This is a genomic window from Actinomycetota bacterium (genome assembly GCA_013152275.1).
Taxonomy (GTDB): Bacteria; Actinomycetota; Acidimicrobiia; order Spongiisociales; family UBA4744; genus BMS3Bbin01.
Map to the genome: position 1 here is coordinate 1 of JAADGS010000042.1, position 16,921 is coordinate 16,921.

Here is a 16,921-nt window from a genome sequence, read left to right on the forward strand (position 1 = left end):
TCGCCTCGAAGACTCGGCACTCTCTCCTGGGGCCGCGGGGACACCCCCATCGCCTCGAAGACTCGGCACTCTCTCCTGGGGCCGCGGGAACACCCCCATCGCCTCGAGGACTCGGCACTTCCCCCTGAGGCCGCGGGGACACCCCCATCGCCTCGAAGACTCGGCACTTCCCCCTGAGGCCGCGGGAACACCCCCATCGGGTTCGTCGCTGGCGCTCCTCACCCACTTCCCCCTGAGGGGGAAGGAAAGAGGGGGCAGGGGATCAGCGTCCTTCGGTGAGCTCTTCGAGGGCCCGTCGCACGAACACCGGGACCATGCGCTTGCGGTAGCGAGAGGTGAGGTCGGTGTTGTGGAGGGGTCGGGCGAGTTTTCTCGCCGCCTCGGCCGCCTCGGCGATCGGGCCGGGACCGAAGGGCCGCCCGATCAACGCCTCTTCGGCGTCGGGAACCCGCAGAGGCGCGGAGGCGACCGCGCCGAGGACGATTCTGGCCGCGGTGCAGGTTCCCTCATCGTCGAGTCGGATGGCCGCGGCGACCCCGAGGATGGGGAAATCGACGCTTCCACGGCGTCGCAGCTTGTGGTAGGTCGCTAGCAGACCGGCGTCGGACGGGATGGTGATCTCGGTGAGGATCTCCTCGGGGGCCTTGGCGAGGTAGGCCATGCCGTCTTCGCGGTACAGCTCGTCGACGGCGATGTGCCGCTCCCCGCCGGGACCTACGAGCGTGACCGAGGCGTCGACGGCGACCATCACCGGTGCGAGGTCCGATGAGCTCACGGCCCAACAGACCTGCTTCGCCGGCGCCACCCAGCAGGTGTCGCCTCCGGCCTTGAGGCATGGCTTGGCCGCCTGCCGCCACAGATCTGGAACGTTGAGCCAGAAGCATCGGGTGTCGACGCAGAGGTTCCCGCCGATGGTGGCCTGGTTCCGGATCGAGGGTGATGCCACCTCGGCGGCGGCACGCGCCACCACGGGAGGCACCACATCGGAGGAGGCGATCTCGCCCAGCGTGGTCCGGGCTCCGATGCGAACCTTCCCATCCTCGATTCGGATCCCCACCAACCCGTCGAGGCGGTCGAGTGAGATCACGGTCTCCACGGTGAGCTGGCGCCGCTTGAGGTTGGGGAGCAGGTCGGTGCCGCCGGAGAGCACGACCGCCCGATCGACCTCGGCCAGCAATCTCGTCGCCTCCTCCACGGTCTCCGGCGAGGCCAGAACAAACTTCGGCAGGCGCATCATGAGATGCCTCCCGGAGAGTCCTTGGGCGGCTCGACTCGATACACCGGCGGGAACCGGTGGTCGGGGAGGGCGGTGGGACCGACCCGTCCCGAGCCTCCTCGAGCGAGGTCGGCGAGCGCCTCCAGCACCGTGTCGGGGCGCACCGGCGTCTCGTCGATCCGGATCCCCAGGGCGTCGTGCACGGCGTTGACCACCGCAGGGATCACCGGGAGCAACGGGCCCTGGCCCACCTCCTTGGCGCCGAAGGGGCCCTCGGGGTCGTCGGTCTCCACGAGGATCGACTCCACGGCCGGCATCTCGAGGATCGTCGGAATCTTGTAGTCGAGGAGCGATGGCCCCTGATGGAGGCCGTCGTGGAAGACGTGTTCCTCCATGAGAGCCTCGCCGAGGCCCATGTGCACGCTTCCCTCGATCTGGCCGACCACCAGCAGTGGGTTGATGGCTCGTCCGATGTCGTGTGCCAGCCAGACCCGATCCACGGTCACGAAGCCGGTCTCGGGATCACAGGTGACCTCGGCGACGCACGCCGAATACGAGTACGCGGGGGTGGGGCCGACGCCGGCGCCCCGGTAGCGACCGGCGATCCCGTCGGGGGGGCGGTAGCTCCCGGAGGTGACGAGGGTTCCGGAGCGGGCCTCGGCGAGCTGCACCGCCTCTTCCCACGAGACGCTCCGGGCGGGATCGTCGGCGGTGACGATCGCCCCGCCGTCTGCGGTGAGGGACTCCGAAGCAACGTCCAGTTTGATGGCGACCGCCTCGAAAACCAGGTCCCGCAGGCGCTCGGCGGCCTCGAGAGCCGCGTTGCCGGCCATGAAGGTGACGCGGCTGGAGTAGCTGCCGAGATCGATGGGTGTGAGGTCGGTGTCCGCGGTCACCACCGTCAGGTCCTTCGGGTCCAGGCCGAGGGCCTCGGCGACGATCGTGGCCAGTATCGTGGTCGAGCCCTGGCCGCAGTCTGTCGCCATCGAGTACACGGTGACGCCTCCGCCGCGGCCCACCTTCAGCATGACCTCCGATTGGGGCATGTCGTTGAAGTGGATCGGAAACCCCGCTCCCGACAGATAGGCCGAGACGGCGATTCCGACTCCCCTGCCCCGGGGGAGGGAGGCGTGCTTGTCGTCGAACCGGGACGCCTCGACGACACGATCGAGGCACTGCTCGAGGCCGCAGCTCGTGATGCGGAGATGGTTGACGGTGCGTGAGAACGGCTCCACGAGGTTGCGTCGCCGGAGCGTGACCGGGTCGATCCCGAGTTCGGCGGCCGCCCGGTCCAGGTGGCTTTCGATGGCGAAGCGGGGTTGAGGCGTGCCGTGGCCGCGCTTCGCGCCGCAAGGAGGCTTGTTGGTGAAGACACGCACCCCCTCGAAGCGGTAGCGGGGGATGCGGTACGTCGTGGTTTGGAGCTGACCGGTGTACAGCAGGCTGGCGGCGCCGTAACTGCCGTAGGCGCCACCGTCGAGGAAGGAGCGGAACCACATGGCGGTGATGTGACCTTCGGTGGTGAACCCGGTGCGGACCCACATGAGCACGGGGTGGCGCCCCCGGTGGGCGTAGAAGACCTCTTCGCGCGTGAGGGTGATCTTCACCGATCGGCCGGTCGTGAGGGCGAGCTTGGCGGCAACGATCTCGTGGGAGAAGACGTCGGTCTTGCCTCCGAACCCACCTCCCACCGCGGTCGCGATCACGCGGATCCGGCTGACGGGAACCTCGAGAACCTTGGTGAGGATCTGGTGCAGGTAGTGGGGCACCTGCGTGGAGGACCAGACCGTGAGCCGGCCGTCCTCACCGACGGAGGCGACCACGGCGTGAGGCTCCAGGGCTGCGTGCGTCGTGCCCTGGAAGAAGTAGAGGTCTTCGCGGACGTAGTCGGCCGAGGCGAAACCCTCGTCCACGTCACCGAACTCGAGCGCCGTCTCCCGGTGGATGTTGGCGCCGGTGCCCTCGCCGTGGATGAGGGGCCCGGACGGGTCGAGCGCCTCCTCGATGGTCGTGACCCCCGGCAGCGGCTCGTACTCGATCTCGATGAGGTCCAAGGCCCGTTCGGCGATCTCGGGATCCGTCGCCGCGACGACGGCAACCGGCTCTCCCACATAGCGCACCCTGTCGATGGCAAGCGCGTTCTCGTCCTGGCTCACCGGAAGAATCCCGTAGCGGACGGGAAGGTCGGTTCCCGTGAGCACCGCGTGGACGCCCGCAAGCGCACGGGCGGCGGACGTGTCGATGCGCAGGATCCGAGCATGGGCGTGGGGGCTGCGCAGGAGCTTGGCGGTGAGGGTGCGCGGGGGCATCAGATCGTCGGCGTAGACCGTCTGTCCCGTGACCTGGCCGAGTGCGTCGACCCGTCCGGAGGGTTTGCCAACGGCCCGGTAGGCGCTCTTCATCGTGAGGCCTCTCGGTCCGCGGACCCTGGGGCGGCCAACCGGACCGCCTCGAGAATCTTGATGTAGCCGGTGCACCGGCACATGTTTCCGGCGAGGGCGTCACGAATCCGGTCGAGGTCGGGGTCGGGCTCCTCGTCGAGCAGCGCGGCCGCGGTGATGATCATCCCCGGCGTGCAGTATCCGCACTGGGCGGCGCCGAGGGAGGCGAACGACTCCTGAAGCGGATGGAGGGCTCCGGGCGGGGCCAGCCCCTCGATCGTGGTCACTTCCCGCCCGGCGACCTGCGCCGCGAGGGTGATGCAGGACAGTCGGGGGACCCCGTCCACGAGTACGGTGCAGGCGCCGCACTCGCCGAGATCACAACCGTGCTTGGTGCCGGTGAGCCGGAGGTCCTCCCGAAGCACTTCGAGGAGGGTCCGGTGGGCCGGCACCGTGAGGTCGTGTTGCTCCCCGTTCACTCGCAGCCTGAAGGGCTTCAACGGTGTCTCGCTCATCATGGCCGATTGTACTTTCGTGCCGCCTCGCCTGCGATGGTCTGCACCCCGGTCTCACCGAGGTCTTCTCCATCGCGGCTCGATCGCGTGCAGGCTCCGAAGGGACGCCCGGCGGGTGCGGGGGCACCGAGATCGAGGGGGAGCGAGAGGTCCGTCACCTCGTTTCTTCGCGCCGACCAACGACCCTGCGACGAACGGCGAGCGACTCGCCAATGCCGATGATGCATGACTCCCTCCAGGCCGATTGTCGGGTCCGACGTACCGTTGACAAGGGCCGAGCTTGTTCGTTATGATATTACCGACCGGTCAGTCGGTCGGTGGATATATGACACAGAAGATAGCAGAACTTCCCACCAGGTCGGAGGCCACCGCGGCCCGGATCGTGGCCGCCGCCAGGAAGCTGTTCGTTGCGAGCACCTACGCCGACGTCACCACCGAGATGATCGCTCGGGCGGCCGAAGTCACCAAAGGTGGCCTGTATCACCACTTCGCCAGCAAGGAGCAGCTCTACTTCTCGATGATGCTCGAGGACTTCGAGCGCAAGCGCCGCCTCTTCGGGGAGGCCGTCTCGGCAGCCGGAACGTGTCGCGACCGCCTTGCCCGACTCACCCGCGACTTTCTCGAACTTCCCGACGAGGAACGTGAACTGGCCCGCCTGGTCCGCCGCGACATCAACACGTTCACCGGCGAAAAGCGAGACCGCCTCGTGCGGGCATATCAGCAGGCCCTTCCCGAACAGGTCGAGATCATCATCCGCGATGGAATCGAGGACGGCGAGCTGGCCGATGGAGACGCCCGGATCCTCTCCTGGTGGTTCGTCGCCCTCGTGGAGGTCGTGATCGGAGCGTATGCGGATCGTGTGTTCGGAAGCACGCAGGCCCGCCTCGATCATGTGCTGGATCTCTTCTTCGAGGGAGCAGCCGCCAAGCCACTGGAGGGGACGGTATGACAACGACGGTAACGAGGACGTTTGACGAATGGCGTGACAAGACGCTCGCCGAGGCGCTGTTCGAGTGCCGGGAGATGGTCGAATCTCCCGAGTTCGAGACGGTGCGCCGCTGGCGCGAGGCCGGTGGCAAGGTGGCCGGCCACTTCCAGGTCTACTTTCCCGAGGAGATCGTCCACGCGGCAGGCATGCTCCCCTTCAAGGTGCGGGGCGCCCCGGTGGAGGCGAACCGGGCCGATTCGAACTTCGGTTCCTATCTCTGCTCGATCCTCAAGACGTCCCTCGAACTCGTCCTGACCGATCGGGTCGAGCTGGACCTGTTCGTCTCCCACCCGATCTGTGACGCGGCTCGCAACCTCTCGGCGATATGGGGCCGCAACTTCGATTACCCGTGCCAGATCCTGTACCTGCCCCAGAACCCGAACTCGGCGGGGAGCCTCGAATACCTGCGTCACGAGTACGACCGGATGCGCCGGGTCGTCGAGGAGGTGTCGGGGCACGAGATCACCGACGAGGATCTCCGCAACTCGATCACCGTGTTCAACGAGAACCGCAGGCTTCTGCGGGAGCTCTATGACATCAAGAAGGACACGCCGTGGCTGATCGCGGCGGAGGATGCATACGCATTGGTCTCCCTTGCCGGGATGATCCCTCGTGAGGAGCACAACGAGCTTCTGGCGACGCTGCTGCCGATGATCCGGGAGAACACCACCAAACGGGAGGACCGCATTCGCGTGGTGTTCGAAGGAGGCTTCTGTGAGCAGCCTCCGTTCGATCTCGTACGGATGCTGGGCCGCACCTGCTACCTCGTGGACGACGACTTCCACATCGGGATGCGCTGGATCACCGAGGACGTACCCCTCGACGGCGACCCGCTCGAGAACCTGGCCGTCTCGTACGTCGAGCACTCTTCGTACAGCTCCGTGCAGCACGATCTGCGCAAACCCAAGGAGAAGATGCTCATGCGCCGAATCCGTCGTGCCGGTGCCGACGCCGCCATCCTCGCATCGGCCAAGATGTGCGAACCCGGCCTCGAGGAGCAGGTCGCCTACACGCACGCTCTCGACACCGAAGGGGTCGCCTATTTCGTCAGCGAGTTCGAGGAGAGCATGACCTCCTTCGACCAGCTCGAGCTGCAAGTCGAGACATTCCTCGAGAACCTGCTTTTCGCATGAAGGAGCGCATCATTCCAGGAGGTGGACATGACCACTCGAGATAGCACACCAGAACTGGTCGGCCGCGGCAACCGAGAGGGTGCCGCCCTGTTCCGGGCCTGGTTTGCCGAACTCGACGAGACGGCAAGGAACGGCGGCCAGTCCGCATACGTCTTCGTGATGGGGAGCATCAACGAGATCTTGAAGACGTTCGACCTTCCCGTCGTCTTTCCCGAGATCAACTCGCTCCAGACCGCGGTGCGCCGCGTCGCCCACGAATACCTCGAAGTGGCGGAGGACTACGGGTATTCGCCCGACATCTGCGGGTATGTCAAAGCCGATGTCGGCACCCAGCTACGCGGTGGAGAGCATCCCATGGGTCGGATACCGAAGCCGACCCTCTCGGTACTCACCAACGCCTGCAACACCTACATCAAGTGGGCCGAGATCTGGGAACGGATGTACGGAATGCACAACTTCACCATCGACATTCCCGGCACCCGTCAAGCCGGGGGCCAGACCTGGAGTGGTGATTCCGACTTCGAGGCCGACCGCAAGTACGTCGAGGTGCAGCTCGGTGAACTGATCACGTTGTGTGAGGAGGTCACCGGCAAGAAGTTCGACATCGACAAGTTCCGTGAGGTCCTCACTTACGCCAACACGATGAGCCGCTCGTGGAAACGGATTCTCGATCTCAACCGTGCGAAACCGTCCCTGTTCAACGCGCTCACCGACGGGACGATATTCCTCGGTGTCGCCAACGGCTTCAGGGGAACCGAGGCCGGCGCCCGCTACTTCGAGCGCCTGGTGGAGGAGATGGAGTACAAGGCGGCCAACGGGATCGGCCAGAGCATCGAGGAGCAGTACCGCCTGGTGTTCCTCGGGGTTCCCTGTTACCCGATCTTCCGCCGGTTCAACGAGCTGTTCACCGACTGGGGCGGCAGTTTCGTCAACTCGACGTATCTCTGGTTCGCCTCCGGCGGCACCAATCGCGGCTTCGAGTACGACCTCGCACATCCGTTGGCGAGCCTGGCCGAGGGGGTGCTCGTGAGTGTCCGTGACGCCATGGATGCCATGTTCCACCAGAACGAGGCGCTGGCCCACATGACGGAGGACTTCGACGTGGACGGCATCGTCTACCACTCGATCAAGAGCTGCCGGACCGTCTCGACGGGGCTCGCAGACAGCCGTAGGCACATGACGGAGGATCTGGGCATACCGAGCCTGTTCATCGAGTCGGACATGATGGACCGGCGGGTCGTCTCCGAAGCTCAGATGAAGAACCGTGTCGACGCCTTCTTCGAAGGCTTGGCATCCCGCCGGCGACAAGCCCTTGCCGGCACAGAAGGATGAGGTGATCACAGTGGCATACGCAGCCGGAGTCGACGTCGGTTCGACCCAGACCAAAGCCGTCATCATCGACGAGGACGGCAAGATCGCCGGCCGCTCTCTCATCGACACGGGAGCCAATGTCGTCAAGGCAGCGGAGTCGTCCTTCCTCGCCGCCCTCGAGGCGGGAAACATCAGCGAGGAGGAGGTCAACTACGTTGTCGGTACCGGATACGGCCGCTACCGGGTGACCTTCGGCAACACCCAGGTCACCGAGATCAGCTGTCACGGCAGGGGTGCGGTCCACCTGTTCCCCAACACGAGGACGGTCGTCGACATGGGTGGCCAGGACACCAAGGCGATCGCCGTCAACGCCGTCGGCGAGATCACCGACTTCTGCATGAACGACAAGTGTGCCGCCGGGACGGGACGCTTCCTCCAGGCCGCCGCTTCGGCGCTCGACATCCCCCTCGACGATCTCGGCCCCCTCTCGCTCCAGAGCAGGAAGTCCGTCAAGATCAGCACGACCTGCACCGTCTTCGCAGAATCCGAGGTGCTGGCGTGGATCGGCAAGGGGAAGAAGATCGAGGACATCCTCTGGGGTGTCCACAAGTCCATCGCCGCTCGTTCGGCGAGCCTGATGCGTCGAGTCGGCATCAACGACGAGATCACCTTCACCGGTGGGGTGTCCCGGAACGACGGTATGGTCAAGGCGCTCTCGGACCGTCTGGGAAAGCCCCTGAACGTCAGCGCCGACTGTCACTACATCGGGGCACTGGGGGCCGCCTTGTTCGCTCTCGACCACGTCATGGCCGGTCGTGCGCCGGTCTCCGGTATGGAGGTGGCATCGTGATCTACACCGCAGGATTGGACATAGGCTCCACCTACACGAAGGCTCTCATCCAGTCGGACGACGGGGAGATCGTCGGCAAGGCGTTCGGGCCGACCGGCTTCCGGCTCAAAGAGGTGGCGCGCGCGATGTATGACCGGGCGCTCGCGGACGCCGGCCTGAGCGAGGACGATATCTCCTATGTGATCGCCACCGGGGGCGGCCGCCACCATGCCGACTTCAAGGATCTCCATGTGACGGACCTCACCGCAAGCGCCCGCGGGGCCTGTTTCCTGTTCCCGGGCACCCGCACGATCCTCGACGTGGGCGGTCAGACCATGAAGGCGAGTCGGGTGGACGCGTCGGCGAACGTCCTCTCGTTCCGGCTCAACGACAAGTGCGCCGCCGGCACCGGGGCCTTTCTGGAGAAGACGGCCCGCTACATGGGCTATGGCACCGAAGAGATCGGGGCACTGATGTCGACGTCGAAGGAGCCCGTTCCGATCTCGGGCGTGTGTGCGGTCTTCGCCGAGTCGGAAGTGATCAACCACCTCTCGCTGGGTACGCCGCCGGCGGACATCATGCAGGGCGCCATCGAGTCGCTCACCGGACGCTCGGTACAGCTCATGAAACGGGTGCGGGCGGAACCGGAGTTCACGCTCATCGGGGGAATCCTTCGGTTCGAGACCATGGGCAGATCCGTCAGCGAATCGCTCAAAGCCGAAGTGAACGTCCCCGACGGCGACATGGTGCAGTTCGTGTCGGCACTCGGGTGTGCCATCCTCGGTCGACGCCGCCTGGAGAAGCTTCGCTCCGACGGTGGCGTGCCGGCCACGGCGGGAACGTCGAAGTGAGCGGGACAGAACGTCCCGAGCCGGTCTACTGCTCCGAGGGCATCCAGATCCTGCGGGCGCTGGAGGCCGCCGACGAGGGCTGGGAGCGGCGCACCGTCACGGACCCGGCCCGGATCGCCGAGCTGGTGGACCTCTATTCGAGCCTGGGCTTCGAGACGATGGTTACGGGGCTCGATCCGTCGAGCTTCGGTGAGGCGTGCACCAGTTGCGCAGTCACCGCATGTTCCGAATACGTTGCGCTGTTCACGCGCAAACGGGAAGCGGGCTGAAGGCCCCGCGGGCTCTCGAGGCACTAGGTCACGGATGGCGGCGGCGGGAGCATGTCGGTCCGGCCGGTTACTCCCCGGCCGCGCCTCCGAGATAGGCCGCATGGACCCGGTCGTCGTTCAGCAGGTCGGTGGCCGCTCCCTGCAGAACCACCTTTCCCACCTCCATCAGGTAGCCGCGACTGGCGAGTTTGAGAGCCGCGTGTGCGTTCTGCTCCACCAGGAGCACGGTGACGCCGCCGTCGCGGAGGCTGCGGATGACCTCGAACAGCTCCTTGACGATCAGCGGTGCCAGACCGAGTGACGGTTCGTCGAGCAGCAGCAGCTTGGGATCGGCCATCAGCCCGCGGGCGATCGCCAGCATCTGCTGCTGCCCCCCGCTGAGGGTCCCGGCCAGTTGGTTTCGGCGTTCCGAGAGGATGGGGAAGATCCCGAACAGCTTTTCGGCATCGGCCTCGACGGTTGCCTTCCCTACCTTGCGATAGCGGCGGTAGGCGCCGAGGATGAGGTTCTCGTCCACCGTCATCGTGGAGAAGAGCTGCCGGTTCTCGGGGACATGGGAGATGCCCCGTGCGACGATTCGCTCCGCTCCGATCCGGGTGATCGACCGGCCGTCGAAGGTCACTTCGCCCGTGCGTGGGCGCATCATGCCGCTGATGGTCTTGAGGAGTGTCGTCTTGCCTGCCCCGTTGGCGCCGATGAGAGCCACGATCTCGCCCTCGCCCACCTCGAGGGACACGGCATCGAGGGCGCGGATCCGCCCGTAGAAGGTGCTCACCTCGGAGACGACGAGACTACTCATTCCTCAGGCGCTCCGAGATAGGCGGCGATGACTCGCTCGTCGGCCTGGATCTCCGCCGGCGTGCCCTCGGCGATGGCAGATCCGTGATCGAGGACGAGCAACTCGTCCACGAGCCCCATGACGAACTCCATATCGTGTTCCACCAGCAGGATCGTGGTCCCGCCGTCTCGAATCTTGCGGATCAGGCTCGCCAGCGACCGCCTCTCGACGGCGTTGAGCCCTGCTGCCGGCTCGTCGAGAAGCAGCATCGTCGGTTCGGTGGCCAGCGCCCTGGCGATCTCCAGGGTGCGCTGCAACCCGAACGGCAGGTCGGTCGCCTTCTCCGCGGCCCGTTCCGCCAGTCCGACCTGCCCGAGGAGCTCCGTGGCCATGGACACGATCTCGGACTCCTCCCGCCGGACGGAGGCCCGGTGCAGAGCCGCCTCGAGAAACCCCGATCTTCCATGGAGGTGGCGGCCCACCATCACATTCTCGAGAACGGTCATGTTGGAGAAGAGCCTCACGTTCTGGAACGTCCGGGTGATGCCGAGCGCCGCCACCCGGTTCGGCTCCCGGCCGACGATGCTGTCGCCCTGAAAGGTGATGTCGCCGGTCGTGGGGGTGTAGATGCCGCTGATGAGGTTGAACAGCGTCGTCTTGCCCGCCCCGTTCGGCCCGATCAGCCCTTTGATCTGGCTTTGGCGCACCTCGGTCGTCACCCGGTTCACCGCCACCAGACCGCCGAAGAACATCGAGACGGCCGACAGCGAGAGAAGTGGGTCGCCGTTCACCCGCTCCATCGGCGCACCACCTCCTTCGTTCGGGCGACGACGCCCTCCGGCATGAAGATCATGATGAGGATCAGGATGATGCCGAAGGCGACGACCTCGTACGCGCCACCGACGGCGTCGATCACCAGACTGAGGTGGGTCCGCAGCAGGTCGCGCAGGATCACCACCGCGGCCACGCCGAAGGGGGCGCCCCACACCGACGCCATGCCGCCCACCGCGGCCATGACGACGAGTTCCAGCGAGGCGCCGAAGTCGAAGGGCTTGGGTGAGACCGCCACCCGGAAGTGGGCGTACAGGCTGCCCGCGATGCTCGCGTACATGGCGCTCAGCACGAGCGCCCGCACCTTGTACCGTGCCGTGTCCACACCGAGGGTCTCGGATGCCAGCTCGCTGCAGTGCAGGGCGCGCAGGGCGCGGCCCGAGCGCGACTTCACCATGTTCAAGGCGAGGAGGATCCCTACGATCGCCACCAGCCAGACCAGGTAGTAGTAGCGCTCTATGGGCCAGATATCCCACGATCCGATGCTGAGCCGGGGGATGCCGTAGATGCCGTCGGAGCCGCCCGTGATGTTCACCTTGTCGACGGCGAAGCCGAGGTTCTCCCGAAAGAGGATGTTGACCATCACGCCGAGGCCAAGCGTCGCCATCGCCAGGTAGTGGCCCCGCAGGCGAAGGATGGGGCGACCCACCAGGTAGGCGAGGCCGCCTGTGAACACGGTGCCGACGAGCATGAGCAGCCACGGCCACCACCAGTGCCCGGACAGGCCCGACGCTCCGATCAGTGAGGGACGTGTGGTCAGGACCGCCGAGAAGTAGGCACCCAGCCCGATGAAGGCGACCTGGCCCAGCGACACCTGCCCTGCATACCCCATGAGGAGGTTGAGGCCCACGACGGCCGTGGTGAGGATGCCGATCCGGACCATGGTGTCGAAGGTGACGACGCCACCGGTGAGCGCGGCGATGTTCAACCCGCCGGGCTGCGCGGACTCGAGCCACCCGATGACCAGGATGATGACGCTCAGTACCAGGATGCCGACGACGATGCTCCCGTACCTCTTCTGCGGGCGTTCGGTGAGCGTCACTCGAGCCCCCGCCCCATCTGACGGCGCTGTCGCAGGAGGACCGCGATCAGGACGATGAAGGCAAAGATGTCCTTGAGACCGGACTTGGTGACGCCCGCTGCGATGTTCTCGGTGAGACCGAGGAGGAGGCCACCCAACACGGCTACCGGCGAACTGACGAGACCTCCCATGGCCGCGGCGACGAAACCCTTGAGGCCGAGCTTGAGGCCCATGTCGTAGATGGGCCGGCTCGCCGGCGCAAGGACGATCCCGGCGACGGCTCCCATGGCCGCCGCCAGCCCGAAGGCGAAGATGGACATGCGTGAGGGGCTGATGCCCATGAGCCGGGCGGCGTACCTGTTGACCGAGCACGCCCGCAGTGCCTTGCCGAGAAGCGTCCGGCGGAGAAACACCATGAGGAGAGCCAGCACAACGGCCGTGGTCCCCCAGATCCACAGCGACTGCGCCTTGAGGACGATGCCGCCGGGCCGGAAGATGAGGTCGGAGGTCGCGACCGTCGTGAAGGCGGGCAGGATCCGGGCATTGCTCCCCCAGAAGATCAGAGCCAGGCCCTGGAGGGTGATGTAGACACCGACGGTGATGATGATCAGTGTCAGCGAGTCGGCGTTGCGGGCGGGGAAGATGGTCAGCCGTTCGACGATCACCCCTATCGCCGTCGTGGCGACGATGGCGAGAAGGGCGGCGACGATGAGGCCCGTGGCGCCGGTGCCTCCGATCTTGGATGCATAGAGGGTCACGGCGATCATCGACCCCAGCATCACGAAGGCGCCCTGGGCGAAATTGATGATGCCGGTGACGGTGTAGATCATCACGAAGCCGAGCGCGATGAGGGCGTAGATGGCACCGTCCCCGAGGCCGGCGACGATCAACTGACCGTACTGCTGCGGGCCGAAGTTCTTTTGGGCTCCCAAGATGAGGATGAGCGCCACCACGGCGACGGTCGACCCGCCGACCGCCAAGAACTTATACGACTTGTGCTTGAGCGATCGAAGCAAGAAATCTCTCATGTCGCCGTGTTCTTTTCCCTCGGATTGGGAGTATGCGGGCCAGGGGACGACCGTAGCCGTCCCCCGGTACCGCTTGTCTCAGCCGGTTGCTCTACCAATCTTTCGGCGGGAAGTTGACGAACTTGCCTCCCTCGACACGGACGAAGGTGAGACCGGTGTACTTCAGGCCGAGGTGGTCATCTGCGGTGACGTTGAAGACACCGCCGGTGCCCGGCCAATCCTTGATGTTGGTTTCGATGTACTCACGGATTCCGGCCCGCCTGTCCTTCAAGTCGGGTCCCTCGTTGAGACTGCTCAGGCCCATGTAGGCCCACTGGAGGGCATCCCAGGCGTGTCCACCGAAGGTGCTTACCGGGTCTCCACCGGTGAACGCCGTGTAGTCGGCGATGTACTTCATCAGGACCGGCTTCTGCGGGTCGTTGTCCGGCAGGCCGTCGGCCACCATGAGGCGACCACACGGCAGCACGACGCCCTCGGTGGCTTTGGGTGCCAGCGAGATGAACGTCGCATTGCAGACGCCGTGGCCCTGGATGACCGGAAGGTCGGGGACGAAGTCACGCAACGCCACCGTCACCATCGAGGCACCGGGCGGGATGGCTCCCACCACCACGGCCTGACACCCGGACGATTGGACTCCCTGCATCTGTGGGAACTCGGTATCGGACCGCTCGAACGTGTCGCTGAAGACGATCTTGATGCCGGCCTCGGGGAAGAACTTCTTGGCGTTGTTCAGGGTGTCCTGCCCAAAACCACTGTTCTCGTACAGGTAGCACACGCTGGTGATGCCCTGCGACTTGAGGTAGGTGGCCTGCCAGCGGGCGCTGTGGCCGTTCTCCTGCGGCGTCTTGAAGATCCAGGGCCTGGTCACGCCGTCGGTCTCGATGATGCTGCGCGCGGAGCCCATGGAGATCATCGGGACCTCGGCCTCCTCCGCCAGCGGTGCCATCGCCAGAGCGTTGCCGCTCAGTGTGCCGGCGACCAGCACGTCGACATCCTTCTCGGTGATGAGGCGGCTCACCGCCGCCGCTCCGACGTCGGGGTTCGACTCCGAATCGAGGATGATGACGTCCAGGGCGTGGTGTACCCCGTCGGGGCCCGTGATGCCGTCGGCCCACTGCTGAGCGAGCATGTGAGCCGTGTTCGTCTCGGGCATACCGAGGCTGGAACCCGGGCCGGTGGCCGAGGCCACGAAGCCGATCTTGTAGGCGACCCCCTCGGCGGGTGGCGCCGCGGTCGTCGCCGTCACCGCGGTCGTTGCGGTCGTGGCAGGTGCCGCCGTCGTGGCAGGCGCCGCGGTCGTGGCGGGTGCCGCGGTCGTGGCAGTCGTTGCGGTGGTGCCGGCGCTACACGCCGCGGCAACGAACATCATCACGACCACTACGGCCAACAGCCGTGGAGTCCTTTTGTTTCTTCGTCCCGTCGTCATTCCAGCCCTCCTTCAGTCTTCCGCAAGCCTTCCGCGGCTGTCTTTCTCGCTTCGAGCCGACCGACTTGTCGATCCCACATATACCCAGGATCCGGTTGGGCAGATCGAGCGTCGGGATGCTCTTCTCTCGGACCCACGTACAGCGTACGGCTCGTCATCGTATCAGCCTCTCCCGTGTCATGCGTTGGGAACCATGATCTATTTCGCCTCTCCGGCGTCCTCGTCCGGGCCTCTACACGCACATCGCCGTGGCCCGAAAGAGCCCGGATCGTCGTGCGACATGCCGATCGAATCGGTCGACCCTGATGCAAATACATCAGGTCCAATCAAGACCAATTAGGTCATGAGAACGCGCACGAATAGGTGATCCATCGGTTCCTCTTGCCGACCTATTTGCCTCGTTGTAGGTTGTGTGCACAGATGACGACATTGATGGCGGTGGCGGTGACAGGACCGCCCCGAACAAACGAGTCGACCGGTTGGTAGCCTGGTCGCAAAGCTGACAGGAGGCTGACCGTGTTTCTTCCCGAAATCGAGACACTGCCCCCCACGGAGCTCAAGAAGCTGCAGGGGGAACGGCTGGTGGGTTTGATCGAGCGGCTGCGGGCGAGCAACGCCGAGTACTGGAAGAAGAAGTTGAACGGGGTCGGTCCGGTGACGTCGATCGAGGATCTCTCTTCCTTGCCGTTCACCTCGAAACCGGAGTTTCGCGAGCAGTATCCGACCGGAATGCTGGCGGTGCCGTTACGAGACGTCGTTCGGGTCCATGCCTCCTCGGGGACGTCGGGAAAGCCGACCATCGTCGGCTACAACGCCTCCGACGTCGCGCTCTTCGGCGAGGTCAATGCCCGCTGCCTCGCCGCGTGCGGCGGCACTGCCGATGACGTGATCCATGTCGCCTACGGCTACGGCCTCTTCACCGGCGGCCTCGGTGTCCACTACGGGGCCGAGGCGCTCGGGGCGGTCACCGTTCCCGCCTCGGGAGGCAACGCCGTCTTCCAGGTGGGATTGCTTGCCGATCTCGGCGCCACCGGTCTCGCCGCCACACCCTCGTTCGCCCTCCGTCTGGCCGAGCAGGCGGCAGCCGACGGCAGGTTGGCCGACATCAAGCTGCGCTGGGGCATCCACGGCGCCGAGCCCTGGTCGGAGGGCTTCCGTGAGAAGATTCAGGAGGCCTGGGGTGGCGACTATGACGCCTGCGACCTGTACGGGCTCTCCGAGGTGATCGGGCCCGGAGTCGCCGCCGAGTGCTATCAGAACAAGGGCGGGTTGCACATCCTCGAGGATCACTTCTACCCCGAGATCGTGGATCCCGACACGGGCGAGCCGCTTCCCGACGGCGAGCTGGGCGAGTTGGTCCTCACCACGCTGACCCGCCAGGCACAGCCCGTGATCCGCTACCGGACGCGTGACATCACGCGGATCCTGGGGACGGGTTGCCCGTGCGGGCGGACCTCGCGACGCATCGACCGTTTCCAGGGCAGGGTCGACGACATGCTGATCATCCGTGGCATCAACGTCTACCCGCGGACGATCGAGTCGCTCCTGCTCGGCGACCCGTGCATCTCCGGGCAGTTCGCCATCGTCGTCGACCGCCGGTCGACCATGGTGGAGCTCGAGGCCAGGGTCGAGCTGGCGGACCATTCGCTCGCACCCATGCGGGAGGAGATCGTCAAGCGGCTGAAGAAGAACCTCGCCGACACCCTCCGGGTGCGGGTCGAGGTGCTTCTCGGCGATCCCGGCAGCATCCCCCGCCAGGACACCGGCAAGGCGAAGCGGGTGTTCGTGAAAGAGGACGACACCGATCCCCTCGACGCCCTCCGAAACTAGCCGCGGTCTTCAGCGTGGTCTCGATGGCCGAGGGGTTGGCGTGCGCGAAAACGCCTTCCTGACAAGGGACGCCACACCCAGGTTGTCGATCATGTCGATCTGATGTGTCGTGCCTGCCAGGACCTCGACCTGGTCCGGATGCGGGACGCCCTCGGACACGTAACGGTCCCCGACCCAACCGGCGCGTGACCGTCCTCGCTCAACTATCGACGAACCGCCTCCCCGCGCAGCTCCTTCTTCGACACGGTCCACTCCTCGCTCCGCCACCTTCGTCGATATGTTCATCACCGACGCGGTGTATGCGAGTCTCTGACATCTGACATGTGACCTTCGACCCGGTGCCGTCTCGCGCCGTTGGCCGACGGAGGACCTCGTCCGAGATCTGGAGGTTGGGGGCGGAGTGTCGATGTTTAGGGTGGTGTGCCGCTGGTGGTGTAGGTGTGGCCGAGTTTGGTGGTCCAGTGGTGGTCGCCGTCGGGGAGGGGCTGGTAGGTCCATCCGGCGTCGTGTCGGA

15 protein-coding genes are annotated in these 16,921 nt (G+C 65.7%); 7 read left to right on the top strand and 8 right to left on the bottom strand.

The genetic code is table 11. The features are described 5' to 3' along the window. Positions 1 to 262 precede the first annotated feature (262 nt). From GXP34_07830 to GXP34_07840, 3 genes are read right to left on the bottom strand one after another with little or no spacing between them, the layout of a single operon-like run. Positions 263 to 1,237, bottom strand: coding sequence for a 4-hydroxybenzoyl-CoA reductase (locus tag GXP34_07830; GenBank protein ID NOY55881.1), 975 nt, complete (start codon positions 1,235 to 1,237; stop codon positions 263 to 265). Then, positions 1,234 to 3,618 carry a molybdopterin-dependent oxidoreductase gene (locus GXP34_07835; GenBank protein NOY55882.1) on the bottom strand — a complete coding sequence of 795 codons (2,385 nt, stop codon included), beginning with the start codon at positions 3,616 to 3,618 and terminating at the stop codon, positions 1,234 to 1,236. The genes GXP34_07830 and GXP34_07835 overlap by 4 nt, the downstream gene beginning before the upstream one ends. Further along, positions 3,615 to 4,112, bottom strand: coding sequence for a (2Fe-2S)-binding protein (locus GXP34_07840; protein ID NOY55883.1), 498 nt, complete (start codon positions 4,110 to 4,112; stop codon positions 3,615 to 3,617). Before GXP34_07840 ends, GXP34_07835 begins: the two co-directional genes overlap by 4 nt. Before the next feature lie 325 nt (positions 4,113 to 4,437). Here GXP34_07840 and GXP34_07845 point away from each other — a divergent pair, with 325 nt between their 5' ends. From GXP34_07845 to GXP34_07870, 6 genes are read left to right on the top strand one after another with little or no spacing between them, the layout of a single operon-like run. Then, complete coding sequence (locus GXP34_07845) at positions 4,438 to 5,061, top strand: TetR/AcrR family transcriptional regulator (protein NOY55884.1); 624 nt, start codon at positions 4,438 to 4,440, stop codon at positions 5,059 to 5,061. After that, positions 5,058 to 6,233 carry a hypothetical protein gene (locus GXP34_07850; GenBank protein NOY55885.1) on the top strand — a complete coding sequence of 392 codons (1,176 nt, stop codon included), beginning with the start codon at positions 5,058 to 5,060 and terminating at the stop codon, positions 6,231 to 6,233. Before GXP34_07845 ends, GXP34_07850 begins: the two co-directional genes overlap by 4 nt. A gap of 27 nt (positions 6,234 to 6,260) precedes the next feature. Then, entirely contained in the window at positions 6,261 to 7,565 is a 1,305-nt protein-coding gene (locus tag GXP34_07855; GenBank protein NOY55886.1) for a hypothetical protein, read from the top strand. Positions 7,566 to 7,575: 10 nt separating this feature from the next. Continuing rightward, entirely contained in the window at positions 7,576 to 8,394 is an 819-nt protein-coding gene (locus tag GXP34_07860) for a 2-hydroxyglutaryl-CoA dehydratase (protein ID NOY55887.1), read from the top strand. Next, complete coding sequence (locus tag GXP34_07865; GenBank protein NOY55888.1) at positions 8,391 to 9,224, top strand: 2-hydroxyglutaryl-CoA dehydratase; 834 nt, start codon at positions 8,391 to 8,393, stop codon at positions 9,222 to 9,224. Before GXP34_07860 ends, GXP34_07865 begins: the two co-directional genes overlap by 4 nt. Then, positions 9,221 to 9,493: a hypothetical protein gene (locus GXP34_07870; GenBank protein NOY55889.1), complete on the top strand. Its 273-nt coding sequence runs from the start codon at positions 9,221 to 9,223 to the stop codon at positions 9,491 to 9,493. Before GXP34_07865 ends, GXP34_07870 begins: the two co-directional genes overlap by 4 nt. A gap of 67 nt (positions 9,494 to 9,560) precedes the next feature. On the opposite strand, the gene GXP34_07875 is transcribed toward GXP34_07870, so the two are convergent. The 5 genes from GXP34_07875 to GXP34_07895 form a co-directional block, all read right to left on the bottom strand. Continuing rightward, positions 9,561 to 10,292, bottom strand: coding sequence for an ABC transporter ATP-binding protein (locus GXP34_07875; protein ID NOY55890.1), 732 nt, complete (start codon positions 10,290 to 10,292; stop codon positions 9,561 to 9,563). After that, a complete protein-coding gene (locus tag GXP34_07880; protein NOY55891.1) occupies positions 10,289 to 11,071 on the bottom strand; it encodes an ABC transporter ATP-binding protein in 783 nt (260 codons plus the stop codon). Before GXP34_07880 ends, GXP34_07875 begins: the two co-directional genes overlap by 4 nt. Further along, positions 11,059 to 12,144, bottom strand: a complete 1,086-nt coding sequence (locus GXP34_07885; protein NOY55892.1) for a branched-chain amino acid ABC transporter permease — start codon at positions 12,142 to 12,144, stop codon at positions 11,059 to 11,061. Before GXP34_07885 ends, GXP34_07880 begins: the two co-directional genes overlap by 13 nt. Continuing rightward, positions 12,141 to 13,151 (bottom strand): branched-chain amino acid ABC transporter permease, encoded by a 1,011-nt coding sequence (locus tag GXP34_07890; GenBank protein NOY55893.1) that lies wholly within the window; start codon positions 13,149 to 13,151, stop codon positions 12,141 to 12,143. The genes GXP34_07885 and GXP34_07890 overlap by 4 nt, the downstream gene beginning before the upstream one ends. A 91-nt stretch (positions 13,152 to 13,242) precedes the next feature. Further along, entirely contained in the window at positions 13,243 to 14,538 is a 1,296-nt protein-coding gene (locus GXP34_07895; GenBank protein ID NOY55894.1) for an ABC transporter substrate-binding protein, read from the bottom strand. Positions 14,539 to 15,093: 555 nt separating this feature from the next. Between GXP34_07895 and GXP34_07900 the strand changes: the two genes are divergently transcribed. Continuing rightward, positions 15,094 to 16,407: a phenylacetate--CoA ligase gene (locus GXP34_07900; protein NOY55895.1), complete on the top strand. Its 1,314-nt coding sequence runs from the start codon at positions 15,094 to 15,096 to the stop codon at positions 16,405 to 16,407. The last annotated feature ends 514 nt before the right edge of the window (positions 16,408 to 16,921 follow it).

Bases quoted from the DNA above. Each gene is read 5' to 3' on its own strand.
- GXP34_07830 (NOY55881.1), bottom strand. From the start codon at position 1,237: ATGATGCGCCTGCCGAAGTTTGTTCTGGCCTCGCCGGAGACCGTGGAG.
- GXP34_07835 (NOY55882.1), bottom strand. From the start codon at position 3,618: ATGAAGAGCGCCTACCGGGCCGTTGGCAAACCCTCCGGACGGGTCGAC.
- GXP34_07840 (NOY55883.1), bottom strand. From the start codon at position 4,112: ATGAGCGAGACACCGTTGAAGCCCTTCAGGCTGCGAGTGAACGGGGAG.
- GXP34_07845 (NOY55884.1), top strand. From the start codon at position 4,438: ATGACACAGAAGATAGCAGAACTTCCCACCAGGTCGGAGGCCACCGCG.
- GXP34_07850 (NOY55885.1), top strand. From the start codon at position 5,058: ATGACAACGACGGTAACGAGGACGTTTGACGAATGGCGTGACAAGACG.
- GXP34_07855 (NOY55886.1), top strand. From the start codon at position 6,261: ATGACCACTCGAGATAGCACACCAGAACTGGTCGGCCGCGGCAACCGA.
- GXP34_07875 (NOY55890.1), bottom strand. From the start codon at position 10,292: ATGAGTAGTCTCGTCGTCTCCGAGGTGAGCACCTTCTACGGGCGGATC.
- GXP34_07880 (NOY55891.1), bottom strand. From the start codon at position 11,071: ATGGAGCGGGTGAACGGCGACCCACTTCTCTCGCTGTCGGCCGTCTCG.
- GXP34_07890 (NOY55893.1), bottom strand. From the start codon at position 13,151: ATGAGAGATTTCTTGCTTCGATCGCTCAAGCACAAGTCGTATAAGTTC.